Source organism: Dyella sp. LX-66 (assembly GCF_018599165.1).
GTDB lineage: Bacteria > Pseudomonadota > Gammaproteobacteria > Xanthomonadales > Rhodanobacteraceae > Dyella_D > Dyella_D marensis.
In genome coordinates this window covers 32972-57829 of record NZ_JAHFVJ010000007.1, presented here as the reverse complement: position 1 = coordinate 57829, position 24858 = coordinate 32972, and the positions used below count along the sequence as shown (strand labels likewise).

Genomic DNA, 24858 nt, shown 5'->3' with positions numbered 1-24858 from the left:
GTCATGGCGGTGTGCGCCGTCGTTTCGTTTGCCGGCGAAACGATGCCGCGCTGAAGCGTTCACGATAACGGGCAATTCCCCCCACAAGGCCCGTCGCATGTCCCTGCTGCTCGCCATCGGCTTGTCTGCCGCACTGCCTGCCATCCGCACCTACGACCTGCCCGCGGGCGAAGGCCAGCACGTGGCGCTGCATTGCATCGAGCCGGAAGGTCCCATCCGCCATGCCGCCTTGTTCGTGCATGGCGCCAGCTTTCCCACCATGCTCGCGGCCGGTTTCGAATTCGCGCCCGGCGATTCGTGGATGGCCTTTATGGCGCGCCGCGGCTTTATCTCCTGCGGGCTGGATTTTCTCGGCTTCGGCGCTTCCTCGCGCCCGCCGGCGATGGCCGGTGCCGCCGATGCGGCGAAGCCGGTGACGCGCGCGCCGGAAGCCGCACGGCAGATCGCGCTTGCCGTGCAGGAGCTGCGCGGCAAGCGCCATCTGGACGTCCATCTGATCGCGCATTCCTGGGGCACCATCCCCGCCGCCGAATACGCCGCCGAGCATCCCGGCACGCTGGCTTCGCTCACCTTGTTCGGGCCGGTGGTGCCGACGGGTGCCGCCGACAAGCCGGACACCACCGCGTGGTGGAGCATCACCGCGCAGCAGCGCTATCAGCAGTTGCTGTTCGAGCAGGTGCTGCCGAAGAACCTGCGCCTGATCGAGCCCGCGGTGACGCAGCGCTGGGCAGCGGCGTTCGATGCTTCGGTGCCGAAGCTGCGCGGCGATGCGCCGGATGCGCTGCGGATTCCTTCGGGGCCGGGCGCAGATATTGCCGAGGCGCAGGGCGGCCGCTATCCCTATGACGCAGCCAGCATCACGGCACCGGTGTTCGCGGTGTACGGCGACTACGACACGGTGGTGAACGACACTCAGGCGGCGGACTTCCTGCACCGCTTCAGCGCCAGCCCGCTGGTGTGGCGCCTGCGCATCGACCACGGCACGCATGTAATGCACCTGGAGCGCTATCGCCATTCGCTTTATCGCAGCGTCGCCGCCTTTATCGATGCGGCGGAGGAGACGAAGCCGTGATCGCGGTGATCTTCGAAGTGTGGCCGGCGGAAGGCTGCCGCGAAATGTATCTGGAGATCGCCGCCGAGTTGCGGCCTCTGCTGGACGAGATCGACGGCTTCCTCTCGATCGAGCGTTTCGAAAGCCTGGCCGAACCGGGCAAGCTGCTGTCGCTGTCGTTCTGGCGCAACGAGCAGGCGGTGAAGGCATGGCGCGAGCTGGAAGCCCATCGCGCGGCGCAGGCGCGCGGGCGCGGCGGCGTGTTTCGCGATTACCGGCTGCGGGTGAGCGAGGTGCTGCGCGATTACGGCATGAACGATCGCGCCCAGGTGCCCGAAGACAGCCGCCGGCATCACGCCGGATCCGCGCCGCCACCGTAAGTCGAAGCATCGCATTGCCCATTTGACGAAGCTTGTTTCCCTGCTGGTGCGATCGGCTGGAGTAGCGGCCGATACGCATTGATTCGCGGCGGGATCAGTTCAAGCTGGCTCGCAGCCGGGGCAGCTGTCCGGCGTGGGTAATCCTTGCTGAGGTCACGGTCATGAGATGGCAGAACGCTTCCTGGACGTGTTTCATGGCGGTCGCGCTTTCGTTGGTTTTTACCGGCCAGGTGTGCGCGCAGGCTTATTATCACGACGGCGAGGATCTGCCGCGGCGCGCGGATTGGATGAAGCAGGTGCCTGACAACACCCGCCTGTCCGAGATGAGTATTCCGGGGACGCACGATTCGTCGGCTTTCAAGAAGGGCGGGGATGCCGTCCTTACGCAGACCTTGACGATTACCCAGCAATTGAACGGCGGTATTCGATTCCTGGATCTGCGCGCCCGCCACATCAATGACGTTTTCACGATGCACCACGGCCCTGTCTACCAGGACGCAATGTTCGGCGACGTGCTCGGCGAGATCATCGGCTTTCTGCGCGACAACCCTTCGGAGACCATCGTCGCGCGGGTTAAAGAGGAGCACTTTCCCGAGGGAAATACGCGGTCCTTCGAGCAGACCTTCAACTCGTATTACGAGCCGGACCGGACCTGGTTCGCCCGTCCCGGGGAGAGCAATCCAACGCTCGGGGTGTTGCGCGGAAAGATCCTGGTCCTGGCCGATTTTGCGCGCGCCGACCACAGCTATGGCGACAACTACAACAATCTGTTGGCCCAGGACGACTATTCGGTTTCGACGAACTGGGATCTCTATGGAAAATGGGAAAAGGTAAAGGCCCATCTCGATGCGGCCGCCGGGAACAAGGGCAGCCTGGTTCACGTCAATTATCTGAGCGCGTCGGGCGGCGCCTTCCCCTATTTCATCGCCAGCGGCAAATCGTCGCCGGGCACGCATGCCCCTCAACTGGTCACCGGGCGGACTACGATCGGAGGCTGGGCCCATTCCTGGCCGGATTTCCCGCGCACGGCATGCCTGGGCAGCTGGTGCAAGATCGTGTTTCTCGGCACCAACGGTTTGACCGTCAATTATCTGAAGGGCAAGTCATGGCGCGGCCTCGGCATCGTCGTGGCGGACTTTCCGGGGGCGGATCTCATCGATGCGCTGATCCAGGCGAATGCCACGGCCCCCTGAGCCGGTCGTGCATCACAACACACCGGCTGGTGCAGGTTCAGCGCAAGGTCGCCTCGATAAACCGCCGCAGCTGCGTTGCCGTCGTTGCGCCGATCTGCCGCGCGATCTCGTTGCCGCCGCGCAGCGCCAGCAAGGTGGGGATGCTCTGCACACCGTAGCGCTGCGCCAGTGCCTGCTGCGCATCGACATCGACTTTGGCGAAGCGCACTTTCGGCTCCCACTGTCCCGCGGCTTGGGCGAATAGTGGCGCGAAGCTGCGGCATGGCCCGCACCAGCTCGCCCAGAAATCCACCAGCACCGGCAGGTCGCCGCGCAGGGCCACGTGGTCGAAGCGCGCGGTATCCAGTTCCATCGCGCGGCCTTCGAACAGCTGCTGCTTGCAATGCCCGCAGGAAGGCTTGTCGGCCAGCCGCTCCGTGGGCACGCGATTGAGCGAGCCGCAGTGGGGGCAGGGGACATCGGTGGTGGCGGACATGGCAGACTCCGGCGGTCGGTTTCGACGCGAAGATAGTGATGGCTGCAACGAAAGCAAGCACCGGCAGTATCGGCATGCGGGCCCTGCGCTTCGCCGGCATGCTGTGGACGTCGCCCAACACCGCGCTGGGCCTGCTGGCCGGACTGTGCTGCCTGCTGGCTGGCGCAAAGCTGCGCTGGCGCGGTAGCGAACTGGCGCTCGCCTTCGTCCGCGTGCCATGGCGCGGCGGCGGCGCGCTGACCTTGGGCAACGTCATCCTCTACACCGGCGACGAGCTGGACACGCCCTGTCTCACCTACGCCCATCGCGCCGGCCGCGGCGCGGAAGCACCGGTGTCGCTGGCCGCGCACGAACGCGCCCACGTCTACCAGTACATGCTGCTCGGCCCGCTGTTCCTGCCGCTGTACCTGCTGTGCGGCGGCGTCAGCGCGCGCAATCCGTTCGAGCGTGCCGCCGACCGCTATGCGCGCGTCGGCGGCGCCTCCTGGTGGCCCTGGGTCAAGACAGCTACGGCCTAAAGCGGGTAGCGCACCACCAGGTTGATGCTGTTGTTCCAGTAGCCGGAGCCGCCATTGCTGGCCGAGGCGGCGGAACTGCGCCCCAGCTGCAGATCGAGGCGGCCGTTGCCGGGCAGGCGCCCCTGCAGCGAGATGCCGACGGTGTAGACGCCGGCACTGTTGCCGTCGATCACCTGCCGCCCGCCCGACACCACCGCGCGCAGCTTCCATTCCGTATCGATGCTGTACACGCCGACCAGGCCGAACTGTCCCGAGCGGTAATTGCGCGGATTGAAATACACGCCGTGGCTCGGTTCGCTGCTGTGGAAGATGCGGCCGGAGAACTCCGCGCCGATCGCCGCGCTGGTGCCGGGAATGTCGTAGGGGCTGAGCAACACGCGCAGCACGCCGCCGTCGCGATGATTGCCGTCGTTGAAGTTCTGCCGGTAATAGGTGGGCAGCACGTACAGCCGCGGCGCGGGACGCACGCTGACGCCGGCGCTGAACAGGTTGTAGAGCAGGTGATGGTCGACGGCGGTGTCGGTCGGCACCGGCGCGCGTTCCGCGCCGGCGCTGAAGCTGAAGACGTCGCTGGGCTGCAGGGTCCAGTCGGCATTGCCCTGCAGGTAGTGCCAGCCATTGGCGCGGCCGGGGCCTGCATGCAGATTGATGGTGTTGTCCTCGCCCACGCGCAGCTGCGCGGTCAGCGAGAGGTCGTCCATGCGGCGCGAGCGGCCGTCGTGGTCCAGGTGCGTGGTGCCGGCGGCGACGCCCCAGCGCTGGCTGAAGTCCTCGCTCGACGAGGGCGCGAAACGGTAGGCCGCGCCGACGCGCCAGGTATCCAGGCCGTCGCTGTCGTGGCTGTAGCCGAAGCCGCCTTCCAGCTGCGCGGCGCGGTTGAAGGCGACGTCGTCCTTGAGCAGGCGGTATTGCGTGCCGACGTAGCCGGCGGCATCCGGCGCGGGCGCGGCATCGAGATACGGCTGGCCGCGGTCGAGCCAGCCCAGCGCCTGTTCGGCGCGCAGCAGTTCCACCGTGGGACGGGTCTGGCTCATCGCATACGGCGCCACCAGGGCGCGCGCTTCGCGCGGGTAGTCGCGAGCATTGAGCGCCTGCGCCAGGCCGGTGGAGGCGGCCTGGCGCGCGGCGTCGTCCGGCGCCGCGTCGCGGGCGATGCGGAAGGCGCGGTCGGCGGCGGCGTAGTCGCCCAGCCACAAGGTGGACTGGCCCAGGCCCATGGCGGCGGCGTAGCGCTCGTCGGGCGAGCCTTGGTCGGCGAGCGCGGCGGCGAAATGGTCGCGCGCCTGCGCGGGCTGGTTGGCGGCGATCGCCGCGCGGCCGGCGCGCAGTTCTTGCGCGGGTGCGGCGGCCTGCGCATGCAGGGCCGCGACGGGAGCGAGCGACAAGGCGAACAGCAGGCGTGGCGTGTTCATTTGGTCCCCCAGCGCTTGCGCAGCTTCAGCAGCTCGGACGCATAGCCCAGCACGCAGCCCGGCTGCAGCACGATGCCGTAGAACAATGTGTACACCAGCAGCCCCAGCGGGTTGTGGCGCACCTTCAGGCCCTGCGCGCGGAACATGCGCGACTGGATGAAGAACATCAGGTAATTGACCAGGCCGGCCATCGGCAGCACCAGCAGGGTCATCGGGCCGGCCAGCCAGTAGATGCCGAAGCAGGCCAGCACCAGTCCCGGAATGAAGACCAGGGTGTAGACCAGGTCCATGTACGGAAACAGCAGGTTCCACCAGATGAAGAGGGTGCTCATGCGGCGCTGGAACAGCAGCGCGCCATGTTCCTTGAACGCTTCGATCAGGCCGCGCGACCAGCGCTGGCGCTGGCGGATGAACTGGCGGAAGGTGGCCGGCGCATTGGTGAAAGCTACCGCGTCCTCGCAATAGCCCACGCGGTGGCCCATGCGCAGGATCGCCCAGGTCAGCACGATGTCCTCGCCCACGTCCTCGGGCCAGCCGCCGGCCTGGCGCAGGATGTCGGTGCGGTACAGCGAGAACGCGCCCTGCGCCACCAGGGTGCCCTGGAACAGGCTCTGCAGGCGCTTCACCGCGGCGATGCCGTGGAAGTAATCCCACTCCTGCATGCGCGTGATCAGGTTCTGCCGCGAATTGCGCACCAGCACGGCGCCGGCCACGGCGGCGGTGTTCGGCGGATCGCTGAGATAACGCTCGACCAGGCGGTGCAGCGCATGCTTGTACAGATAGGAATCCGCATCCAGCGTGATGGTCAGCGGCTGCGTCGCATGGCGCAGGCCGACGTTGAGCGCATTGGCCTTGCCGCCGTTGCACTTCAGGTCGATCACGTGCAGCCATGGATGATTGACGCTGCGCAGCCGGTCCATGGTGCCGTCGGTGGAGCCGTCGTTGATCACGATCACTTCCAGCGCGCCGCCGTAGTACTGGCGCTCGATGCTGGCGATGGTGGAGAGGATCGAATCCTCTTCGTTGTACGCGGCCACCAGCACGGTGATGCCGGGTAGTTCGGCGTCGGGCACGTAGCGGCGCTGCGGGCGGCGGTCCATCAGCAGGCCGAATACCAGGAAGGCATTCATGAAGCCGGGCAGGATGGCGATGCCGAAGATCATGATCATCGCCAGCACGCTGCCTTCCACCGCGGCCAGGTCGTGCAGCCAGCGGCGCGCGAGCAGGTAGGACACGATCGACCAGCACAGCGCCAGCGCGACGGTGAGCGCGAACTTCAGGCGCACCGAAAGGTAATAGCGGCGGTGCCGCTCGCCGTCGGCGGGCCTGGCCGGCGCGGATTCCAGCGGCGGCAGCGGCCGCGGATAGCTGGACCAGTCTTGTGCTTGCGTGCTCATAGGCTTCCCCTGGGTGGCTCCCGCGGGCAAAGGCATCCCGGCCCCTGCCGGCATGGCGCCGGAGTGGAACGTGTCGCTGTTCGATAAAGGCGGTCCCGCTGCGTGCTGTCGGCGGGCGTCGATCCCGGTGTTTCGCTGGATAGGCGGCAAAAGCTATGCCACGCGTGGTGTGGCGAAAATATTTCCGTAAAACAATGGATTGGCTGTGAATCCCTGGCGCGGGATCCTGAACGGGATGCGAAAATTGTTTGCGCCAGGTCACAAAACGTCAGGGCCTGACTCGGCCTAAAGAGATAGGCCTCAGCGCTCCGGCGACACCCGCCGCGCCGCCGGCCGATAGCGTTGCCACAGGAACACCGGCAAGCCCAGCAGCAACAGCACGCCGCCCCACAGCAGCGCCTCCGCGCCGGTGCCGATCAGCGCCCACAGGCTGTAGGCCAGCGCCAGCACGGCCGCCGTGCGGCGCGCCACGCTGGCGCCGCGGTCGATGCGCCACCAGGCCAGCACGCTCAGCACGTAGGGCAGCAGGGTGGCCGCGGTCGACAGCAGGATCGACAGCGTGAACAGCGCCACCAGCGACTTGCTGCCATTGGCGGCGATCAGCACGCTGGCCAGCACGCTGCTGAGCAGCAGGCCGAACCACGGCGTGCCGCGTGCGTCGGTGCGCGCGAACGGCGCGGGAAACAAGCCGTCCTGCGCGGCCGCGTACGGCGTCTGCCCCTGCAGCAGCACCCAGCCGTTGAGCGCGCCAAGACACGAGACCGTCGCCACCAGCCCCATCGCCCAGCCGGCGGCCGGGCCCCAGGTCTGCGCGGCGGCCGCCGCCATCGGCGCGGCCGAAGCCTGCGCCGCGCCATGCGGCAGCAGGCCGATCACCGCGGTGCAGGCGAGCATGGTGGCGACGCCAGCGATCAGCATGCCGGCCACGGTGGCGCGCGGCACCGTGCGCTGCGGATCGCGCACCACGCCGGTGGGCACGGTGGCGGCTTCCAGGCCGAGAAAAGCCCACAGGGTGAGCGCGGCGGTGGCGGTGGTCACCGACGTAAGCGCCTGCCCGCTGGGGTTGAAGGGGCGGTAGGCCGCGCCATGCACCAGAGCCAGGCCGCACACACCGAACACCAGCAGCGGAATCACTTTCAGTGCGGTGGTCACCAGTTGCATGCGGCCCGCTTCGCGCACGCCGGCCGCATTGATCGCGGTGCAGAACCACAGCACGCCCAGCGCCGCCGCGGTGCCGCGCCAGGGCGTGGCATTGGCGGCGGGCCAGATCGCGCCCAGGCTGCCGGCGAAGGCCACCGCGATCGCCGCATTGGCTGTCCACACGCAGGTCCAGTAGCTCCACGCCGCGACGAAGCCGGCGCTGTCGCCGAAGGCCAGCCGCGCGTAGGCATAGGCGCCGCCATGGTTGGCGACGATCTGCGACAGCCACGCGTGCACCAGCGCCAGCAGCAGGGCGCCGCCCATGGTGAAGGCCCAGCCGAGCAGGCTGGCCGCGCCGAACGGCGCCAGCGCGGCCGGCAGCACGAACACGCCCGAACCGATCATGTTGCCCACCACCAGGGCGGTGAGCATCCACGGGCCCAGCAGCCGGGCCGGCGCCTTCATGCCTGCGCGCTTTCGCGGTACGCGCGGCGCAGCAGTTCGTGGAAGTGGTGCACGGCATTCTCGCGCAGCGGATTCAGCCGTCCGGCTTCGTACGAGCCGGAAGCCAGCCCGCGCTGCACGTCCTCGCAGATGGTCACGTCTTCCACCTGCACCTCGTCGCTGAAGGCGATGTCGGCGGCGCGGCGCGCCCGCGCGGCGTCGCCCGGTTCCGGCGCGTAGTAGAAATCGAATTCCACGCGGCAGCGGTCCACGCCCAGCGGCAGCACGCGGTTGGTCTGCAGGCGGCCGGGCAGGATATTGAGCATGGCGTTGGGATACAGGAAGTAATACAGCGCCTCGCCGCTGCCGTAGAGATCGGACGCGCTTTCCAGCGGGCTGTACTGGTACGAGTACCACTGCGCCGTCTCGGTGATGTAGCTGCGGTAATCCAGCAGGCTGTTGAGGCCCGGATGGATGTGCGGCACGTGGTAACCCTCCAGGTAGTTGTCCACGTACACCTTCCAGTTGCAGGCCACGTCGTAGCCGACGCGGTGGTGGAATTCGAAATCGGCCAGCGAACGATCCGGCCCCAGCCGCTGGTCGATGCCGGCGACGAACTGCTCGAACGGCGGTGCCTCGCCCACCGCCACGAACACCAGCCCCTGCCACAGCTGCACGCGCACTTCCGGCAGGCGGATCTGCGCCGGGTCGAAGTCCGGCGTGCGGCCCATTTCGGGGGCGCCGCGCAGCACGCCGTCCAGGCCGTAGGTCCAGCCGTGGTAGCGGCAGCGCAGCGCCTTGGCGCCCTTGCCGTCGCAGCTGGCGATCGGGCCGGCGCGATGGCGGCAGACGTTGTGGAAGGCGCGGATGTTTTCTTCGTCGCTGCGCACCACCAGCAGCGGCAGGCCGGCGATCTGGGTCACCAGGTGGTCGCCGACTTCGGCCAGCTGCGAGCGATGGCCGACCAGCTGCCAGCTCGGCGCGAACACCGCGCGCGCGTCCAGCGCCGGTGCGGCGGGGTGGGTATAGAACCGGGCGGACAGCGCCAGCGCATGGTCCAGCGCCTGCGGCGCGAGCACGTCGGGCGAAAGCAGTTCGGTCATGGCGGATTCCGTCGGCGGCGAATCCCGAGTATCGACCCGGCGCGCCGACGGCGTGAAGGAGCGCCGCAGCATGCGGCGCCGCAGGTTATTGCTGCAGCTGGGTCTGCACGTCGTTGATCGAGTGGCGGATGCGCACGGTGAAGATCGAATCTGCGTGGTGGATCATCACCAGCCGCTCGGTGGAGCGCGTCATCGCCACGTAGAGCAGGCGCGCTTCCTCCGCCTCGTCCTTGCCCGGCATCGGCAGCGAGCCCAGGCCCGGGATGATCACCAGCGGGAATTCCAGGCCCTTGCTGGAATGCATGGTGACCAGCTTGACCGTATCCAGCCCCGGCTCGAACAGCGCGCGCTTGCCGTCGCCGTCGGCCAGCGTGCTGGGAACCTCCGCGCGCTGCAGCGCCTCGTGCAGGCGCTCGCCTTCCCACTTGTTGCGGAAGATCACCGCCATGTCGGCGAGCGGGCGGCCCAGGGTGCGCTCCTCGCGCAGGCGGTCGATGATGGCCGGCAATTGGTCCTCGGTGCGTTCCACGCGGACCAGCTCGGGCAGGGCGCCGCGGCGGCCGGCGCTTTCCGGCGCCACCAGCGGCACGCCGTCCTCGTCGGCGTCGTCGTGGCCGAGCAGCAGCTCGTTGGCGAAGCCGCGCGCCACCGAAAGGATTTCCAGCGTATTGCGGTAATTGAGCTTGAGGATGGTGGTGCGGCCCTGCGCCTGCACGCCCAGGCTTTTCCAGCTCAGGCGCTTGCGGTCCGGCTTGCCGTAGATGTTCTGCGCGTCGTCGTACAGCACCAGCAGCGAGTTGGTGTTGGGATCGATCATCTGCACGATCAGCTTGTACCAGTCCGGCTCGAAGTCGTGGCCTTCGTCGATCAGCACGGCGCCGTACTGGAAGCGCGGGATCTGGCCCTTGTCGACGCCCTCGATCACCGCCGGCGGCAGCGCGTCGAAGAAGCCGCGGCCTTCCGGCGGCAGCGGCACGTGGTAGGCGCTGAGCATGGCGCGGCACCACTTGTGGAAGTTGTAGACCTGCACCTTGTCGCTCAGGCCGCGCTCGCCCATCAGCTGGTCCAGCCGCGCGGCCAGCGTCTTGTTGTAGCAGAGCACCAGGATCGGCTTGCTCAGCGCGCGCGCCAGGTGCATGGCGCGGAAACCCAGGATCATGGTTTTGCCGGAGCCGGCCACACCGTGGATGATGCGGTGCTCGTCGCCGAGCGAACGCGCCAGCTGTTCCTGCTGCGCGTCCATCACCTTGATCAGGTCGGGAATCTCCACCTTGGCCACCGCGCCGGCGGTGGAGGCATCGAACAGGCCGAACTGGCCCGAGCCCGGTTCCACGCGGATCTCCGGGAACAGGTGCCAGCGCACGCGGTCGATCTGCGGCAGGGTGAGCGCGGTGGGGAAGATCTGCGGGTACATCGCCCACAGGCGTTCCTGGAAACCTTCGGCGTCGACCGACTCGTACATCTCGTCCTGGCAGATCACCAGGTGCGCGGGAATCACCGCATCCAGCCCGCCCGCATCGAACTGCTTGCGGCTGATATTGGCCAGCACCACGCCGTAGCCCCAGGGCATGATCAGCTTGCCCTCGTAGGGATGGCCCGGCGGATGGCGCAGCGCGGGGTCGCGCTGCAGCAGCTTGTAGACCTCGCTGGCGCAGTCGCGCGCCTGCATCAGGGGGTTGTGCTCCTTCACGCTGGAGCGGCCGGTGAGCAGGGTGAACAGGGTGGGGTCGGCCTGCTGGATGGTGTCCGGCTTCCAGTCCTTCACTTCCAGCGCGAGCAGGCCGCGGCGGGGGTGGAACACGATGAAGTCCGGGCGGCGCTGGCGCGGGCCGATCGGCACGTCGTACCACAGCAGGTAGTCTTCCTCGAGCTTCTGTTCCAGGCGCTCGGAAAAGCGCTTTTCGCCGCTGGTCATGCGCGACAGGCAGCTGTTTCTGGTTGGAATGAGCGTTGCCACCTTCGCTTCCCTTTTGCGTGTGGCGGCGACGTTAGCGGATCGCGGATCGGTGTCAATTCGCGGTTGGCAGGGCGGACCGCATGGGACGGGGCCTGGCGGAGGGTGCATGATGGCCGTTCCCACCCCCAAGGAGCCTGTCATGGATGCCTCTTCCTTGCCGCAGATCCACGAGCTGTATCCCTATCTGCGCGTGCACGACGCCGCGGCCGCGCTGGCCTTCTACCAGCAGGTGTTCGGCGCCACGCTGCGCCTGCGCCTGGACGAAGCCGGCACCGGCCGCATCGGCCATGCCGAGCTGGTGTTCGGCGAGCACATGGTGCTGATGCTGTCCGACGAATATCCCGAATATGGCATCGTCGGGCCGAAATCCGTCGGCGGCACCAGCATCACCCTGCACCTGCACGTGGACAACGCCGACCGCCTGATCGATCGCGCGGTGGCCGCCGGCGCCGAGCTGGTGCGCCCGCCGGCCGATGCGTTCTACGGCGAGCGCGGCGGCACGGTGCGCGATCCGTTCGGGCACGAGTGGCTGATCGGCCATTCGATCGAGGAAGTGAGCCCCGAAGAGATGCAGCGTCGCTACGACGCGATGATGGCCGGCGGCTGATCAGCGCCAGCGCTGCAGCGTATCCGGCGCCACGCCGGTGCGCCGGCAGGCGCGGCTGGCGATGCCGTCCTTCAAGGCCGCGCGGAACAGCGGCGACATGGCCGACAGCGTGCCCGCCGCCATGCGCGCGCGGGCACGCTGCATGGGCGTGCGTTGCAGCAGGTCCTGCGCCCACGGCGGCAGCAAGGAGGCGCCGGCGAACAGGAACAGGTCGCGCGACAGTCCCGCCGCCGGCACCGGCAGGTGCACGCGCGACAGGATCTCCAGCACGGTGCGCGAGCGCTCGGCGTAGAGCAGCTGCGGCCGCACGCGTTCGAAGTACGCGGCGACCTGCGCTTCCGAGGCGGGCACATCGCGCGCGCCCAGCGCTTCGGCGATGCGGCGGGCTTCGTCGTAGTAGCGGTCCGCCGCATCCGGCGGCATCGCGATATGGCTGAAGCGGCGGTAGCCCTCCAGGAAGCTGTGCGCCTCGGTGACGTGGACCCAGGTGAGCAGGTCCGGATCGTCCGCGGCGTAGGGTGTGCCGTCTTCCGCGGTGCCGGTCACCTGCAGGTGGATCTGCCTGACGTGCCCGATCAGCTGCCGCGCCTGTTCGCGCGGTGCATAGGTGGTGCCGCCGACGAAGGCGGTAGTGCGGCGCAGGCGGCCGACCAGGTCCTCGCGAAAATTGGAGTGGTCCCATACCCCGGCCAGGGCCCGCGGATGCAGGGTCTGCAGCATCAGCGCCGCCAGGCCGCCGGCCAGCATGCCGGGGAAATCGGAATGCACGCGCCAGGTGGCGCTGTCCGGCCCGAACAGGCCGGGGTCGCCGGGCGGGTGGTCGTAATCCAGGTTGCCGCTGCCGTGCCTGGGAAACGCGCCGAGCACCCAGCGGCGGATCGAGGCCTGGGCGGGGAGGGTGAGGAACTGCAGCGGGGAAGCCATGGCGCGGATTCTAGCGGGCCGCCATGGGCCGGCGTTTGGATGTCCAAATGCAATGGTTGCGATCGCAACCGTCGCCGGTATTTTCCGGATTTCATCCTCAGGGGTTTGCAGCGGCCGGATGCTGTGTTATCCATACGCCCCATGACCTTCTCCTCCGCCCGCTATTACTTTTGGTTTTACGGCTATCCGATGCCGGCGGCGGAGGAAGAGGTGCGATCGTAAGCAGAACCCAACGACCACACTTCCGAAAAGCCGCCAGCCACCACTGGCGGCTTTTTTCATGGCCGCCACTGGACCCCCACCCAGGAATCCGAGCCATGACACTGCCGCACACCGACGACCTGCGCATCCGCGCGATCACCCCCTTGAGTACGCCCGCCGACGTGATGCGCGACTGCCTTGCCGGCGAACGCGCGCTCGACACCGTGGCGCATGCGCGCAGCGCCGTGCACGACATCCTCGCCGGCCAGGACGACCGGCTGGTGGTGGTGATCGGCCCCTGCTCGATCCACGACACCACCGCCGCCATGGAGTACGCACGCCGCCTGCTGGCACAGCGGCGCCGCTATGCGGACACGCTGGAGATCGTGATGCGCGTGTATTTCGAGAAGCCGCGGACCACGGTCGGCTGGAAGGGCCTGATCAACGACCCGGATCTCGACGGCAGCTTCCGCATCGACAAGGGCCTGCGCCTGGCGCGCACCGTGCTGCGCGACATCAACGAACTGGGCGTGCCGGCCGGCTGCGAATTCCTGGACATGATCACGCCCCAGTACATCGCCGACCTGGTGGCCTGGGGCGCGATCGGCGCGCGCACTACGGAAAGCCAGGTGCATCGCGAGCTGGCCTCGGGGCTGTCCTGCCCGGTGGGTTTCAAGAACGGCACCGACGGCAACGTCAAGATCGCGGTGGACGCGGTGCAGGCCGCCTCGCAGCCGCACCATTTCATGGCCGTGACCAAGGACGGCCGCACCGCCATCGCCAGCACCATCGGCAACGAGGACTGCCATGTGATCCTGCGCGGCGGCAAGCAGCCGAACTACGACGCGGACAGCGTGGATGCCGCGTGCGAAGCGATCGCACGCGCGGGCCTGGCGCCGCGCCTGATGGTCGACGCCAGCCATGCCAACAGCAGCAAGCAGCCGGAGAACCAGCCGCGCGTGATCGACGATATCGCGCTGCAGCTGGAAGACGGCGAGCGCCGCATCATCGGCGTGATGGTGGAAAGCCATCTGGTCGGCGGCCGCCAGGAACTGGTGGCGGGCGAAGCCTTGCGCTACGGCCAGAGCATCACCGACGGCTGCATCGATTGGGAGACGTCGCTCGGTGTACTGGAACGCCTGGACGAAGCGGTGCGCCGCCGCCGCGCGGGTTCGGGCGTGGCGGCGCGGTTGCGGCAGGCCGTGGGGTGTTGAAGGTGATGGGTTGCTGAGCCGCGCTCAGGAACCTTCGCGGCTGCTCTGGCTGGGATCGACCGCGAGCGTGAGGCGCGCGGTCCACGGGTCGTGTCCGTTGCCGCGCGTCACCTGCGCCACCGATTGCGCCCCGTGCTGCGAGCCGTAGATGTCGTCCTGCTGCACCGTGGTGCGCGCCAGATGCTCGCGGCGATAAGCGGCCAGCGCCATCGCTGCTTGCGTGTCTTCCTCGCGGAAGAACAGCTGCCCCGTGTGCACGGTATGGCCGCCGCGGTAATGGCCGTCCTTCGCCATGCCGCCGACGTGCAGCTTCAGATGGATGTGGTTGCAGCGACCCGCGTAGTAGCCGGGGAAGATGGTGCGGAAGGCCAGCTTGCCGCGCGCATCCGCAAGCTGCGCACCGCGCAGGAAGGTGAGCGCGTCGCTGGCTTGCATCTGCGGTGGATGGCCACCGCCCGGATGCGGACCGCCCGGCGGCATCGCGCCGTGCGGCGGCGGACCCGGCGGTGGCGGCATGCCAGGGCCCGGACCGCCTGCGCCGCCGCCATGATCGTGGCCGAAGCCCGAGTACACGCCTTGCGCATCGCAATGCCAGATTTCCAGCGCCACATCGTGCAGCGGACGGCAGGTGCGGCTGTCCAGCACTTCGAATTCCAGCGCCAGCGGCAGGCCCGGCTTGCCTTCGGTGATGTCCTGCCGCAGCAGCCCGCGATCCAGGTAATACGGCCCTTCCGTCTGCTCCGCGCTTAAGCGGCAGGCCGGCGTGCCGCCGGGCAGGGCGCGCACGCGCGCGAACGGCAATGCGGCGAGGCCGCCGAGGCAGGCCTGGACGAAATGGCGGCGGGTGCGGATGGGCATCGGCGGAAATTCTCCAAAGACAACGGCAATGCAGTGGGAACGCCCGAAGCGAAGCCATGGATGACAACCGCTGCCGCCTTTCACAGGCGCAGGCACGCGGCCTGCCCTAAGCTGCCCGCTTCATCCATCGCGGTCCACGCCATGAACTACGAGATCAAGCACCAGCCGAACGAGCGACGCTTCTCCACCGCGGTCGAGCTGGAACTGAGCGTGCTCGACTACACCTTGTCGCCCACGCCCTCCGGCGAAGTGATGACCATCACCCACACCGGCGTGCCGCGGCCGCTGGAAGGACGCGGCATCGCCTCGGCCCTGGTGAAAGCCGCGCTGGACCATGCACGCGCGCAGCATTGGAAAGTGCGTCCCGCATGTTCCTACGCCGATGCGTGGATGCGCCACCACCCGGAGTACGAAGACCTGCGCGCAGGCTGATCCGCTCGCTATCATCGCGCGGTCGCTGCGATGGTCGCCGCGGCTCCCAGGGAGATCGCCATGAACAGCACCGCCCCGAGCAAGCCCCGGCCCAGGACGTACCGGCGCTTCCACTATCTGCGCGCGCGTCCGCGCCTGATGGTGTCGATGGGCATCTTCGCCGCTGCGCTGGCCGCCTTGCTGGTGTATGGCACGCGCGCCTCGATGGCGCTGCTGCTGGCCTTCGACCTCGCCGCGCTGGTTTACCTCAGCCTGCTGGCCGTGCTGTTCGGCCGCGCCAGCCCCGAGCTGATGCGCTGCCAGGCGCGCGCGCAGGACACGGGGCGCTGGGGTTTCCTGTGGAGCGCCATCGTGCTGACCGCGGTGGTGATGGTCGCGCTGGGCGCGGAACTGCACGGCGGCGCGGAGGGCGGCATGGCCTCGATCGTGCTGGCCGCCGGCAGCATCGTGCTGTCCTGGCTGTTCATGAACACCATGTTCGCCATGCACTATGCGCATGGCTATTACGGCGACTTCGGCAAGAAGCACGAAGGGCTGCAGTTTCCGGAGACGCCGGAGCCGGACTACTGGGACTTCGCGTATTTCGCCATCGTGATCGGCATGACCTTCCAGGTCTCCGACGTGCAGATCACCAGCCGCTACCTGCGCCGCGTGGCGCTGCTGCACAGCGTGATCGCGTTCTTCTTCAACGTGTTCATCATTGCGTTGAGCGTGAATGTGGTGGCGGGCAAGGCGTAGGTTGGGGTGAGCCGCAGGCGAACCCCAACGATGTGGCACGGTTGAACGTTGCGATGTTGGGGTTCGCCGGTGGCTCACCCCAACCTACGCCGTAGCGTTGGTGGCTTCAGTCGCGGAAATTGTCGAACTGCAGCGGCAGCTCCACTTCCGCCTTGCGCAATACCTGCATCGCCAGCTGCAAATCGTCGCGCTTCTTGCCGGTCACGCGCAGCTTGTCGCCGTTGATCTGCGCCTCGACCTTCAGCTTGGCCTCCTTCAGCGAGGCCACCAGCTTCTTGGCCACCGGCTGCTCGATGCCCTGCTTGACGGTGATCTTCTGCCGCGAACCGCCCAGGTTGGTTTCCGGGTCCGCTACGTCCAGCGCCCGCACGTCGATCTTCCGCGACACCAGGCGGCCGCGCAGGATGTCCAGCATCTGTTCCAGCTGGAATTCGCTGGGGGCGCTCTGGGTGATCACGAACTTGTCCAGCTCGAACTTGGCCTCGGTGCCCTTGAAGTCGAAGCGGGTGGACAGCTCGCGGTTGGCCTGGTCGACGGCGTTGGTGAGTTCGTGCTTGTCGACTTCGGAAACTACGTCGAAGGAAGGCATGTCGGCATCTCGCAAGGGGAAAACGGTAGGGAAGTGTACGCGGGTAGGGGATAATCCGTCCCCTCGCAGCTAGGGTGGGTGATGGCGTGAAGGTGGATGTACTGGTGATCGGCGCGGGTGCGGCCGGCCTGATGTGCGCGATCGTGGCCGCGCAGCGCGGGCGCAGCGTGCTGGTGCTCGACCATGCCAACAAGCCGGGCAAGAAGATCCTGATGTCCGGCGGCGGGCGCTGCAATTTCACCAACCTGGGCGTGACGCCGGCGCAGTACCTGTCCGCCAACCCGCATTTCGCCAAGTCCGCGCTGGCGCGCTATACGCCGGCGGATTTCATCGCGCTGGTGGAAAAGCACCGCATCGCCTACCACGAGAAGGAACTCGGCCAGCTGTTCTGCGATGAATCGTCGAAGCTGATCGTGCGCATGCTGCTGGACGAATGCGCCGCGGCCGGCGCACGCGTGGAAACCAGTTGCGCGGTGGATCGCGTGTGCAAGACCGACGAGGGCTTCGCTGTGCACACCGCGCGCGGCGAAGTGCATGCGCAATCGCTGGTGGTGGCCAGCGGCGGCCTGTCGATTCCCAGCATGGGCGCCACCGGTTTCGGCTACGAACTGGCGAAGCAGTTCGGCCATCAGGTCTTGCCCACGCGCGCGGGCCTGGTGCCGCTGACCCTGAGCGGCAAGCATCAGGAGCATTACCAGGACCTGTCCGGCCTGGCCTTGCCGCTGGTGGAGGCGCGCGTCGGCAAGCGCGCTTTCCGCGCCGGCATGCTGTTCACCCATCGCGGCGTGAGCGGGCCGGCCATCCTGCAGATTTCCTCGTACTGGCAGGCGGGCGACGACCTGCGTATCGATCTGTTGCCCGACCGGGACGCGGCCGGCTGGCTGCATGCGCAGCGCAATGCGCGCCCGGCGATGGAGCTGAAGAACGTGCTGGGCGACCTGCTGCCGCGCCGCCTCGCGCAGCGCCTGTGCGAGCTGTGGTTCGAAAGCCGGCCGATGAAGCAATACCGCCCCGCCGAGCTGGATGCGATCGCCGCGCAGCTGCGCGACTGGCCGCTGGTGGCGAGCGGCACCGAGGGTTATCGCACGGCCGAAGTCACGCTCGGCGGCGTGGATACCGACGGCCTGTCGTCCAGCACCATGCAATCGAAGCTGGTGCCCGGTCTGTACTTCATCGGCGAAGTGGTGGACGTGACCGGTTGGCTGGGCGGCTACAACTTCCAGTGGGCATGGGCGTCGGGCCATGCCGCCGGGCTGGCCGCCTGAGTCACGTGCCATCCACCCGGCGTGGCGCACGGTGATCGACCTGTTTTCCGTTTTCCCTTGCTGAGGAATTCTCCATGAAAGTCGGTTTTATCGGCCTGGGCGCGATGGGCAGCGCGATGGCCAGCAACCTGCTCAAGGCCGGCCACAGCGTGACGGTGTGGAACCGTTCGCCGGCAGCCACCGAACCGCTCGCTTCGCTGGGCGCCAAGGTGGCCAGCACGCCCGAGCGCGCGGCGCAGGGCGATGCGCTGTTCAGCATGCTGTCGAACGACCAGGCGGTGCGCGCGGTGGTGTTCGACGGCGGCCTGCTCGACGAGATGGACAAGGGCACCGTGCACGTCAATCACGCCACCGTGTCGGTGGCGCTGGCGCGCGAACTGGCCGCCGCGCATGCGCAGCGCGGGATCGACTATCTCGCCGCGCCGGTGTTCGGCCGGCCGGACGTGGCCGCCGCCGGCAAGCTCAATATCGTCACCGCCGGCAAGCCGGCCGTGCTCGAACGCGTGCGGCCGCTGCTGGAAGCGATGGGCGGCGCGATCTGGCCGATGGGCGAAGAAGCGGAGCGTGCCAACGTGGTGAAGATCGCCGGCAACTTCATGCTCGGCGCGGCGATCGAAAGCATGGCCGAGGCGTCCGCGCTGGCGCGCGCGCATGGCGTGAGTGCCGGCGATTTCCTGCATCTGATGACCAGCACGCTGTTTGCCTCGCCACCGTACCAGGGCTACGCCAAGCTCATTGCCGAGCAGCGCTTCAAGCCGGCCGGCTTCGCGCTGCCGCTGGGCTACAAGGACATCAACCTGGCGCTTTCGGCCGGTGACGCCGCGCGCGTGCCGCTGCCGTTCGCCAGCGTGCTGCGCGACAGCCTGCTGGAAACGCTGGCATTGGGCGACGAGGACGTGGACTGGTCGGCGCTGTCGACGGTGGCCGCGCGCCGCGCGGGCTTGAAGGACTAAGGCGCGGCTTTGCGGGCTTGGCGCAACCGCGCCAACCACACGTCGAGCTGGTTGGCGAAGGCCTGCTTGTCGCGTGGATGAAAGGCGGCGGGGCCGCCGGTATCGACGCCGGCGCCGCGCAGTTCCTCCATGAAATCGCGCATGCCTAAGCGCTGCGCGATGGTGTCGGGCGTAAACAGCTCGCCGCGCGGATGCACCGCCAGCGCGCCCTTGGCGATCACCTGCGCGGCCAGTGGAATGTCCTGCGTCACCACCAGGTCGCCGGGCGCCACGCGGTTGGCGATCTCCGCGTCGGCCACGTCGAAGCCGCCGGGTACCTGGATGGCGCGCACGAAGCGCGACGGCGGTGTGCGCAGGAACTGATTGGCCACCAGGGTGACCTGCACCTGTTCGCGCTCGGCGGCGCGGAACAGGATCTCCTTGATCGCCACCGGGCAGGCGTCGGCATCGACCCAGATGTGCGCATCCGCGTTGGCGGCGGGCAGCTTCACGGCTGGCCGTTCCAGTGCAGCGTGCCGTCGACCACCGTGTTGGTGCGGCCGCCGATCCAGACGGTGCCGTCGATGATGCGTACGCGCAGGCTGGCGTCGTGGCCGATCTCGCGGCCCTGGCTCACCGTATAGCCGGCGGCCAGCGCGCCCTGCGGTTCGGCGTGGGCGATGTAGGCGGCGATCAGGCCGTTGGCGGCGCCGGAGGCGGGGTCCTCGACGATGCCCACCCCGGCGGGGAAGGCGCGCACCACCAGTTGGTAGTCGGGGTGCTCAGCGCGCGCGAACGCGCACAGGCCCAGGCTGTCGGTGGCGCGGGCCAGCGCGCCGATGGCGGCGTGGTCCGGCTGCCAGGCGCGCAGGCTGGCTTCGTCGGCGCATTCGGCCAGCCACCAGTGGCGGCCGCCGGCGACATAGGCCGGCGGCAGCGTGCCCAGCCCGATGCCGGACAGCGCCGCGGCGAGCAGCGGATGGACGTCGGCGCCGGTCTTCTCGACCGTGGCCTGCGGTGATTGCAGAAGCAACTGTCGGGTGTCGCCCGCGCCTTCGATGCGGATCGGCAGCACGCCGGCGCCGCATTCCTGCCACAGCACGCCGTCGCGCGGCGCGGCCAGGCCGCATTCGAGCACCGCATGCGCGCTGCCGATGCTGGGATGGCCGGCGAAGGGGATTTCCTTGTGCGGGGTGAAGATGCGCACGCGGTAGCTGGCCTCGGGACTGGACGGCGGCAGCAGGAAGGTGGTCTCGACCAGGTCGGTCCAGCGGGCGAAGCGCTGCATCTGCGCGTCGCTCCAGCCGGTGGCGTCGGTGACGACGCCGAGGTGGTTGCCGCCGCCGTGGGCAGCGGCAAAGACGTCCAGATGCAGATAGCGGATGGGGGGCATGAGGGGAAGCGTGTGGCGGGGGAAGAAGCACTTAGCCGCGCATGATACGTCGCGCGGGCACGCCAGGGCGAGGTCGACAAGCTCCGGCCGGCCGGCCAAGATGCGCGCTTTGCCGTACCCGCGCACGGAAACCGTACATGCTGATCACCCTGCTGCTCATCGCCGTCAACTGCATCGTGTCCTTCATCGCGTTCAATAACGCGCGCCTGATGCAGGACCTGATCCTGTGGCCGCCGGCGATCGAGAAGAAGAAGGAATACCACCGGCTGGTGACCTACGGCTTCATCCATGCCGACTTCTACCACCTGCTGTTCAACATGATCACGCTGTTCTTCTTCGGCCGCGCGATGGAGCCGACCTATACGGCTTACCTGGGCAAGACCGGCTTCCTGCTGTTCTACCTCGGCGCGCTGGTGGTCTCGATCCTGCCGACCTATATCGCCAACCGTCATAACGAGAGGTACCGCAGCCTGGGTGCGTCGGGCGCGGTGTCGGCGGTGCTGTTCGCCTTCATCCTGGTGGCGCCGTGGGCGCGCATCGGCGTGTTCTTCGTGCCGATGCCGGCGATCGTCTATGCGGTGCTGTACGTGGCCTATTCGATCTGGATGGACCGCCACGGCCAGGACAACGTCAACCACAGCGCGCATCTGTGGGGCGCGGCGTATGGCGTGGCCTTCACCCTGGTGATGAAGCCGGACCTGATCTCACACTTCCTTAGCGAACTGGCGCGCCCGCGTTTCTGAACGCCGCGGACCCGGGTTTAACCGGCGCCGGAAGAGGGCGTTTCCGCTCAGTGCGCATTCAACGCGGCGGGCCTAGCGTGGCGCCATCAACCTCCCGAGGTGCGCCATGAAACGCCTGCTTGCCGGCCTGACCCTGGTCGCCGCCACCGCGGCCCTGTCGGGTTGCTACTACGATCCGGGCTACAGCTACGTCCGCAGTTCCAGCTATGTGGGCGACGCCTATTACGGCTCCGGCCGCACGGTGGTCTACGACGACGGCTATTACGCGCCGGCCTATCCCACGTATTACAGCGGTGGCTATTACGGCTGCTGCTACGCCCCGCCGGTGACGGTGGGCATCAGCGGCGTGTGGTACGGCGGCGGCTCGCGCTGGCACGATCGCGGCGGCCGCTATTACCGCGGCGGCGGCAACTGGCGCGGCGGCAGCTGGAGTGGACATCGCGGCAATTGGAGCGGTGGCCGCGGCGGGCACTGGAGCGGCCACGGCCGCTGAGTCCGCCCTGGCCCGCTGAGGGCCGGCCCGGCACAATCGCCGGATGAGCTATCCGGGCAAGCGTCTGCCGCAACGATTCAACAGGCTCATCGTCCTCGTGGCGGTGGGCCTTTTGCTATCCGCCTGCGGCGGCCTGCGCTACTACGCCCACGTGGCCCACGGGCAGAGCCAGCTGCTGTTGAACCAGCGCCCGGTCGGCCGGGTGATCGCCGACCCGGCGACCAAACCCGCCCTGGCCAGGCGCCTGGAACTGGCCCAGCAGGCGCGCCGCTTCGCCTCGCAGCAACTGGGCCTGCCCGACAACCGCAGCTATACCCGCTACGTGGAACTGGACCGCCCCTACGTGGTGTGGAACGTGTTCGCCACCCCGCGCTATTCGGTGGATGCCGTGCGGCATTGCTTTCCGGTGGCCGGCTGCGTGGCCTACCGCGGCTATTTCGACGAGGCCAAGGCCAAGGGCGAGGCTGCGCGGATGAAGGCGGAGGGCGACGACGTCTACGTCGGCGGCGTCTCCGCGTATTCCACCCTGGGCTGGTTCGCCGACCCCATCCTCAGCAGCATGCTACGCTGGGACGACGACGAGCTGGCCGGCACCATCTTCCACGAGCTGGCGCACCAGCTGATCTACGTGCAGGACGACAGCGCCTTCAACGAATCCTTCGCCAGCTTCGTGCAGGAGCAGGGCCTGAAGGAATGGCGCGCCTCGCGCAAGCTGCCGCCGCTGCTGGGCCGCGAGCAGGCCGAGGACGACGGTTTTACCAAGCTGGTGCTGGAACTGCGCAACCGCCTGCGCCAGGCCTATGCCAAGGGCGGCGGCGAGGCCGCGCTGGAGACGGCCAAGCAGGCGGAGATCGCCGCGTTCCGCCAGCGCTACAGCCAGTGGCGCGATGCCAACTGGCCGAACGACCACCGCTACGACGCCTGGGTGGCGGCGCCGATCAACAACGCGCGCCTGCTGCCGTTCGGCCTCTACGACCAGTGGAAGCCGGCTTTCGCCGAGCTGTTCCGCCAGTCGGAAGGGCAGTGGCCGGTGTTCTACGCCGACGTGCGCCGGCTGGCGAAACTGCCCAAGGATGCGCGCGATGGCGAACTGCGGCGTCTTGCCGCGGCAGCAGCCGACGGGCAGGCCCCGTAAGCCTGGATCGTTCCGAAAACGAAACGCTGTGTTGCCGTATGGACGTCCATACGGCCATAACCGGTGTATGGTCGGGCCTTTCGCGTGCGTGGAGAAGGCCCTTGAAGCTGGTGTCCTGGTGGCTCGGTATCCGTTTCTGGAAGCGCGTGCTCGCGGGCTTCGTGCTGGGCGCACTCGCCGGCTGGGCATGCGGACCGGGCGTGGTGGCGTGGTTCCAGCCGCTGGGCGACGTGTACGTGGCCTTGATCAAGATGATCGCGGTGCCACTGGTGTTCTTCGCCGTGGTCAACAGCGTATCGAGCCTGCACGGCGTGCAACGCATGGCGGCGCTGGGCGGGCGCACCTTCCTGTGGTTCGCGGTGACGGCCACGTTGGCGGTGGGCGTGGGGCTGCTGGTCGGACATCTGACCAACCCGGGCCTGGGCGTCGGACAGCTGGCGATGGCGGCGGATTACAAGGTGCGTGAAGTGCCCTCGGCGGTGAAGGTGCTGCTCGATGTGGTGCCGACCAACCCGTTTCGCGCGCTGTCCGAAGGCAAAATCCTGCAGGTGATCTTCTTCGCCGGCCTGCTCGGCCTGGCCCTGGTGAAGATCGGCGAGAAGTCCGCGCGCCTGCGCGAGCTGTTCGGCGAAGCCAACGACGCGATGATCCAGGTCACCCGCTTCGTGCTGGAGATGACGCCGATCGGCACCTTCGGCCTGATCGCCGCCCTGGTGGCCGGCTACGGCTTCGAGAAGCTGCTGCCGCTGGGCAAGTTCGTGCTGGCCTTGTATGCCGCGTGCGCGGTGCAGATCGTGCTGGTCTACGGCGGCCTGCTGCTGGCGCACGGGCTCAGTCCGCGCCGCTTCTTCCGCGGCGTGCTGCCGGCGATGCAGGTGGCTTTCACTTCGTCCTCGAGCTTTGCCTCGATGCCGGTGGCGCTGCGCAGCGTGACGCAGAACCTGGGCGTGGCGCCGGCCTATGCCTCGTTCGCGGTGCCGCTGGGCGCCAGCATCAAGATGGACGGCTGCGGCGCGATCTATCCGGCGATCAGCGCGATCTTCGTCGCGCAGTACTTCGGCCTGAGCCTGGAGCCGGCGCAGTACTTCGTGATCCTGCTGGCCTCGGTGCTTGGCTCGTTCGGCACCGCCGGCGTGCCCGGCACGGCCACGGTGATGGTCACCCTGGTGCTCAGTTCGGCCGGCCTGCCGGTGGAGGGCATCGGTTATCTGGTGGCGATCGACCGCGTGCTGGACATGATGCGCACCATGACCAATGTCACCGGCCAGATGCTGGTGCCGGTGCTGGTGGCACGCGAACAGGGGCTGCTGGATATGAACGTCTATCTGGGCGAGGCCGCGCCCGCCGCCTTGCACGCGGAGCAGGAGCCCGCGCGCTGACTCAGGGGCCGTGCTTGCGCCCGGCCATGTGGCGCAGGTAGGCGAGCAGGGCGTCCAGGTCGGCGTCGCTCAGCACCTTGGCGTCGAAGCCCGGCATCTTCGCCTGCGGCCAGTGGCGCAGCGACTGCGGATTGCGCACGTAGGCGCGCAGCAGGTCGGCGCGCAGGTATTCGGTGGGGTTGTAGGGCACGTTGAGGTCCGGCCCCAGCTTGGCGTCGCCCTGGCCGTTGAGCGTGTGGCAGGCCAGGCAGATGCGCTGGAACACCTCGAAGCCGCGGCGCTCGGGACTGGCGGCGGCCAGCTTCGGGTCCGGCGCCATGGCCGGGAAGCGCGCGGCTACCACGTCCAGCTTGCGGATCGCGGCCAGCTGGTACGGCCACTGCTCGGGATTGATGCCGCCGGCCTCCGGCCGCGTCCACACCACGTAGAACGGCCCGGCGCTCTGGCTCTTGCCGGGAAGGGCGGGCCAGGGCTGGCCTGGATCCTCGATGGCCAGCCAGGCCTGGGCGCCGTGACCATCCAGGATCAATGCGGCCGGCACCTCGGCGGCGAAGCCGTCGCTGGCGACGAACTGCAGGTGGTCGCCCGCCGCCGCCCCGGCCAGCAGGGCCTTTAGCGGCACGGCGCGGTAGCGCATGGCGCGGTGGTAGGCCACGTCCTGGGGGATCTCGATGCTGCGCGTATCGGGGCGTGCAGCCAGCTGGCGGCTGTCCAGCGTCTGCACGCCATGGCCCAGGTCGATCTTCAGCTCGGCGGCGCCGGCGGGCAGGGCGATCAGGAGCGCGAGCATGCACAGGTGGCGCAGAAGCATGGACGGTCCCCGGGGAGGCAAGCGCCGCATTGTGGCATGCGCCCCGAGCCCGGCCCGGCCGCGGGGGCCGATGC

The 24858-nt window shown here is 68.3% G+C and carries 26 protein-coding genes; 14 read left to right on the top strand and 12 right to left on the bottom strand.

Annotation, left to right across the window (positions count from 1 at the left end; genetic code table 11):
* The first annotated feature begins 97 nt into the window (after window positions 1-97).
* The 3 genes from KK141_RS14990 to KK141_RS14980 all read left to right on the top strand — a co-directional run bounded on the left by KK141_RS14990 (window position 98) and on the right by KK141_RS14980 (window position 2624).
* Complete coding sequence (locus KK141_RS14990) at window positions 98-1072, top strand: alpha/beta fold hydrolase (RefSeq protein WP_214571372.1); 975 nt, start codon at window positions 98-100, stop codon at window positions 1070-1072.
* Window positions 1069-1431, top strand: coding sequence for an antibiotic biosynthesis monooxygenase (locus KK141_RS14985; protein WP_214571371.1), 363 nt, complete (start codon window positions 1069-1071; stop codon window positions 1429-1431). The genes KK141_RS14990 and KK141_RS14985 overlap by 4 nt, the downstream gene beginning before the upstream one ends.
* A 194-nt stretch (window positions 1432-1625) precedes the next feature.
* Entirely contained in the window at window positions 1626-2624 is a 999-nt protein-coding gene (locus tag KK141_RS14980; protein WP_214571370.1) for a phosphatidylinositol-specific phospholipase C, read from the top strand.
* A 37-nt stretch (window positions 2625-2661) separates the two neighbouring features.
* On the opposite strand, the gene trxC is transcribed toward KK141_RS14980, so the two are convergent.
* Window positions 2662-3099, bottom strand: coding sequence for a thioredoxin TrxC (gene trxC / locus KK141_RS14975; RefSeq protein WP_214571369.1), 438 nt, complete (start codon window positions 3097-3099; stop codon window positions 2662-2664).
* A gap of 38 nt (window positions 3100-3137) precedes the next feature.
* Between trxC and KK141_RS14970 the strand changes: the two genes are divergently transcribed.
* Window positions 3138-3617 (top strand): hypothetical protein, encoded by a 480-nt coding sequence (locus tag KK141_RS14970; protein ID WP_214571368.1) that lies wholly within the window; start codon window positions 3138-3140, stop codon window positions 3615-3617.
* On the opposite strand, the gene KK141_RS14965 is transcribed toward KK141_RS14970, so the two are convergent.
* From KK141_RS14965 to KK141_RS14945, 5 genes are all read right to left on the bottom strand, one after another.
* Window positions 3614-5029, bottom strand: coding sequence for a tetratricopeptide repeat protein (locus KK141_RS14965; RefSeq protein ID WP_214571367.1), 1416 nt, complete (start codon window positions 5027-5029; stop codon window positions 3614-3616). The genes KK141_RS14970 and KK141_RS14965 overlap by 4 nt on opposite strands.
* On the bottom strand, window positions 5026-6426 hold the full coding sequence (locus KK141_RS14960; protein ID WP_214571366.1) for a glycosyltransferase: 1401 nt from the start codon (window positions 6424-6426) through the stop codon (window positions 5026-5028). Before KK141_RS14960 ends, KK141_RS14965 begins: the two co-directional genes overlap by 4 nt.
* 300 nt (window positions 6427-6726) lie before the next feature.
* Complete coding sequence (locus KK141_RS14955) at window positions 6727-8031, bottom strand: amino acid permease (protein ID WP_214571365.1); 1305 nt, start codon at window positions 8029-8031, stop codon at window positions 6727-6729.
* A complete protein-coding gene (locus KK141_RS14950; protein ID WP_214571364.1) occupies window positions 8028-9113 on the bottom strand; it encodes an aromatic ring-hydroxylating dioxygenase subunit alpha in 1086 nt (361 codons plus the stop codon). The genes KK141_RS14955 and KK141_RS14950 overlap by 4 nt, the downstream gene beginning before the upstream one ends.
* Before the next feature lie 85 nt (window positions 9114-9198).
* Complete coding sequence (locus KK141_RS14945) at window positions 9199-11028, bottom strand: 3'-5' exonuclease (protein WP_214571542.1); 1830 nt, start codon at window positions 11026-11028, stop codon at window positions 9199-9201.
* A gap of 181 nt (window positions 11029-11209) precedes the next feature.
* On the opposite strand from KK141_RS14945, the gene KK141_RS14940 reads away from it, so the two are divergent.
* The gene (locus tag KK141_RS14940; protein ID WP_214571363.1) at window positions 11210-11677 is read left to right on the top strand and encodes a VOC family protein; all 468 of its coding nucleotides are present in this window, start codon (window positions 11210-11212) and stop codon (window positions 11675-11677) included.
* Here the strand turns inward: KK141_RS14940 and KK141_RS14935 are convergent, their stop codons facing one another.
* The gene (locus tag KK141_RS14935; RefSeq protein WP_214571362.1) at window positions 11678-12601 is read right to left on the bottom strand and encodes an oxygenase MpaB family protein; all 924 of its coding nucleotides are present in this window, start codon (window positions 12599-12601) and stop codon (window positions 11678-11680) included.
* A 317-nt stretch (window positions 12602-12918) separates the two neighbouring features.
* Here KK141_RS14935 and KK141_RS14930 point away from each other — a divergent pair, with 317 nt between their 5' ends.
* Window positions 12919-14016 carry a 3-deoxy-7-phosphoheptulonate synthase gene (locus KK141_RS14930; RefSeq protein ID WP_214571361.1) on the top strand — a complete coding sequence of 366 codons (1098 nt, stop codon included), beginning with the start codon at window positions 12919-12921 and terminating at the stop codon, window positions 14014-14016.
* Between the two features lie 24 nt (window positions 14017-14040).
* On the opposite strand, the gene KK141_RS14925 is transcribed toward KK141_RS14930, so the two are convergent.
* The gene (locus tag KK141_RS14925; protein ID WP_214571360.1) at window positions 14041-14874 is read right to left on the bottom strand and encodes a hypothetical protein; all 834 of its coding nucleotides are present in this window, start codon (window positions 14872-14874) and stop codon (window positions 14041-14043) included.
* A gap of 141 nt (window positions 14875-15015) precedes the next feature.
* Between KK141_RS14925 and KK141_RS14920 the strand changes: the two genes are divergently transcribed.
* Window positions 15016-15306: a GNAT family N-acetyltransferase gene (locus tag KK141_RS14920; protein ID WP_214571359.1), complete on the top strand. Its 291-nt coding sequence runs from the start codon at window positions 15016-15018 to the stop codon at window positions 15304-15306.
* A 60-nt stretch (window positions 15307-15366) separates the two neighbouring features.
* Complete coding sequence (locus tag KK141_RS14915; protein ID WP_214571358.1) at window positions 15367-16044, top strand: DUF1345 domain-containing protein; 678 nt, start codon at window positions 15367-15369, stop codon at window positions 16042-16044.
* A 106-nt stretch (window positions 16045-16150) separates the two neighbouring features.
* Here the strand turns inward: KK141_RS14915 and KK141_RS14910 are convergent, their stop codons facing one another.
* Entirely contained in the window at window positions 16151-16633 is a 483-nt protein-coding gene (locus tag KK141_RS14910) for a YajQ family cyclic di-GMP-binding protein (RefSeq protein ID WP_167254277.1), read from the bottom strand.
* A gap of 86 nt (window positions 16634-16719) precedes the next feature.
* On the opposite strand from KK141_RS14910, the gene KK141_RS14905 reads away from it, so the two are divergent.
* A complete protein-coding gene (locus KK141_RS14905) occupies window positions 16720-17898 on the top strand; it encodes an NAD(P)/FAD-dependent oxidoreductase (RefSeq protein ID WP_214571357.1) in 1179 nt (392 codons plus the stop codon).
* 74 nt (window positions 17899-17972) lie between these two features.
* The gene (locus KK141_RS14900) at window positions 17973-18851 is read left to right on the top strand and encodes an NAD(P)-dependent oxidoreductase (RefSeq protein WP_214571356.1); all 879 of its coding nucleotides are present in this window, start codon (window positions 17973-17975) and stop codon (window positions 18849-18851) included.
* Here the strand turns inward: KK141_RS14900 and KK141_RS14895 are convergent.
* Window positions 18848-19342: a YaiI/YqxD family protein gene (locus KK141_RS14895; protein ID WP_345777583.1), complete on the bottom strand. Its 495-nt coding sequence runs from the start codon at window positions 19340-19342 to the stop codon at window positions 18848-18850. The genes KK141_RS14900 and KK141_RS14895 overlap by 4 nt on opposite strands.
* Window positions 19339-20223 (bottom strand): PhzF family phenazine biosynthesis protein, encoded by an 885-nt coding sequence (locus tag KK141_RS14890; protein WP_214571355.1) that lies wholly within the window; start codon window positions 20221-20223, stop codon window positions 19339-19341. Before KK141_RS14890 ends, KK141_RS14895 begins: the two co-directional genes overlap by 4 nt.
* 137 nt (window positions 20224-20360) lie before the next feature.
* Here KK141_RS14890 and KK141_RS14885 point away from each other — a divergent pair, with 137 nt between their 5' ends.
* The 4 genes from KK141_RS14885 (at window position 20361) to KK141_RS14870 (ending at window position 23973) form a co-directional block, all read left to right on the top strand.
* Window positions 20361-20966 carry a rhomboid family intramembrane serine protease gene (locus KK141_RS14885; RefSeq protein ID WP_214571354.1) on the top strand — a complete coding sequence of 202 codons (606 nt, stop codon included), beginning with the start codon at window positions 20361-20363 and terminating at the stop codon, window positions 20964-20966.
* Window positions 20967-21072: 106 nt separating this feature from the next.
* Window positions 21073-21459, top strand: a complete 387-nt coding sequence (locus tag KK141_RS14880; RefSeq protein WP_214571353.1) for a hypothetical protein — start codon at window positions 21073-21075, stop codon at window positions 21457-21459.
* A 103-nt stretch (window positions 21460-21562) separates the two neighbouring features.
* Window positions 21563-22594: an aminopeptidase gene (locus KK141_RS14875; RefSeq protein WP_345777588.1), complete on the top strand. Its 1032-nt coding sequence runs from the start codon at window positions 21563-21565 to the stop codon at window positions 22592-22594.
* 101 nt (window positions 22595-22695) lie between these two features.
* Window positions 22696-23973, top strand: a complete 1278-nt coding sequence (locus KK141_RS14870; RefSeq protein ID WP_214571351.1) for a dicarboxylate/amino acid:cation symporter — start codon at window positions 22696-22698, stop codon at window positions 23971-23973.
* Window position 23974: 1 nt separating this feature from the next.
* Here the strand turns inward: KK141_RS14870 and KK141_RS14865 are convergent, their stop codons facing one another.
* Window positions 23975-24784, bottom strand: coding sequence for a cytochrome c (locus KK141_RS14865; protein WP_214571350.1), 810 nt, complete (start codon window positions 24782-24784; stop codon window positions 23975-23977).
* Window positions 24785-24858 lie beyond the last annotated feature (74 nt).

Excerpts from the sequence above, each read along its gene's own strand:
- KK141_RS14950 (WP_214571364.1), bottom strand. The coding sequence starts at position 9,113 with ATGACCGAACTGCTTTCGCCCGACGTGCTCGCGCCGCAGGCGCTGGAC.
- KK141_RS14930 (WP_214571361.1), top strand. The coding sequence starts at position 12,919 with ATGACACTGCCGCACACCGACGACCTGCGCATCCGCGCGATCACCCCC.
- KK141_RS14865 (WP_214571350.1), bottom strand. The coding sequence starts at position 24,784 with ATGCTTCTGCGCCACCTGTGCATGCTCGCGCTCCTGATCGCCCTGCCC.
- KK141_RS14980 (WP_214571370.1), top strand. The coding sequence starts at position 1,626 with ATGGCGGTCGCGCTTTCGTTGGTTTTTACCGGCCAGGTGTGCGCGCAG.
- KK141_RS14900 (WP_214571356.1), top strand. The coding sequence starts at position 17,973 with ATGAAAGTCGGTTTTATCGGCCTGGGCGCGATGGGCAGCGCGATGGCC.
- KK141_RS14960 (WP_214571366.1), bottom strand. The coding sequence starts at position 6,426 with ATGAGCACGCAAGCACAAGACTGGTCCAGCTATCCGCGGCCGCTGCCG.
- KK141_RS14990 (WP_214571372.1), top strand. The coding sequence starts at position 98 with ATGTCCCTGCTGCTCGCCATCGGCTTGTCTGCCGCACTGCCTGCCATC.
- KK141_RS14955 (WP_214571365.1), bottom strand. The coding sequence starts at position 8,031 with ATGAAGGCGCCGGCCCGGCTGCTGGGCCCGTGGATGCTCACCGCCCTG.
- KK141_RS14965 (WP_214571367.1), bottom strand. The coding sequence starts at position 5,029 with ATGAACACGCCACGCCTGCTGTTCGCCTTGTCGCTCGCTCCCGTCGCG.
- KK141_RS14880 (WP_214571353.1), top strand. The coding sequence starts at position 21,073 with ATGAAACGCCTGCTTGCCGGCCTGACCCTGGTCGCCGCCACCGCGGCC.
- KK141_RS14915 (WP_214571358.1), top strand. The coding sequence starts at position 15,367 with ATGAACAGCACCGCCCCGAGCAAGCCCCGGCCCAGGACGTACCGGCGC.
- KK141_RS14940 (WP_214571363.1), top strand. The coding sequence starts at position 11,210 with ATGGATGCCTCTTCCTTGCCGCAGATCCACGAGCTGTATCCCTATCTG.
- KK141_RS14910 (WP_167254277.1), bottom strand. The coding sequence starts at position 16,633 with ATGCCTTCCTTCGACGTAGTTTCCGAAGTCGACAAGCACGAACTCACC.
- KK141_RS14935 (WP_214571362.1), bottom strand. The coding sequence starts at position 12,601 with ATGGCTTCCCCGCTGCAGTTCCTCACCCTCCCCGCCCAGGCCTCGATC.
- KK141_RS14970 (WP_214571368.1), top strand. The coding sequence starts at position 3,138 with ATGGCTGCAACGAAAGCAAGCACCGGCAGTATCGGCATGCGGGCCCTG.
- trxC (WP_214571369.1), bottom strand. The coding sequence starts at position 3,099 with ATGTCCGCCACCACCGATGTCCCCTGCCCCCACTGCGGCTCGCTCAAT.
- KK141_RS14885 (WP_214571354.1), top strand. The coding sequence starts at position 20,361 with ATGCTGATCACCCTGCTGCTCATCGCCGTCAACTGCATCGTGTCCTTC.
- KK141_RS14945 (WP_214571542.1), bottom strand. The coding sequence starts at position 11,028 with ATGACCAGCGGCGAAAAGCGCTTTTCCGAGCGCCTGGAACAGAAGCTC.
- KK141_RS14890 (WP_214571355.1), bottom strand. The coding sequence starts at position 20,223 with ATGCCCCCCATCCGCTATCTGCATCTGGACGTCTTTGCCGCTGCCCAC.
- KK141_RS14925 (WP_214571360.1), bottom strand. The coding sequence starts at position 14,874 with ATGCCCATCCGCACCCGCCGCCATTTCGTCCAGGCCTGCCTCGGCGGC.
- KK141_RS14920 (WP_214571359.1), top strand. The coding sequence starts at position 15,016 with ATGAACTACGAGATCAAGCACCAGCCGAACGAGCGACGCTTCTCCACC.